The organism is Streptococcus halitosis (genome assembly GCF_003143695.2).
In the GTDB taxonomy this organism is placed as follows: domain Bacteria; phylum Bacillota; class Bacilli; order Lactobacillales; family Streptococcaceae; genus Streptococcus; species Streptococcus halitosis.
The window spans coordinates 1-243 of record NZ_QEMY02000016.1 but is presented as its reverse complement, the minus strand read 5'-3'; the positions used below and the strand labels follow the sequence as shown (position 1 = coordinate 243).

Sequence of the window (243 nt, the reverse complement as noted above, 5' to 3'; positions counted from 1 at the left end):
GTATCTGTGACTGAGAAGGCTGTCGCATCTTGCGCTACTGTTGTTTTCACGTTATAAGTGAAGACTTGGTCGCGTTTGCCAAGAGTTTCAGCTTCTTTGCCATTCACATCTTTCTTGATTTCTGGTTCTTCTGGTGTTGGTGGCGTTACTGGAACTTCATTAGAGTCTTTCGTAAAGCCTGGTTTGTTTGGAAGATCTGCCTTGTAAGCTGCCTTGTTCGGAACCTTGATTGACTTATCTTCT

1 pseudogene is annotated in these 243 nt (G+C 43.6%); it reads right to left on the bottom strand.

Features of this window, described 5'->3' with window-relative positions:
- Positions 1-243: pseudogene (locus DB729_RS09410) on the bottom strand (hypothetical protein); the annotation flags it as partial.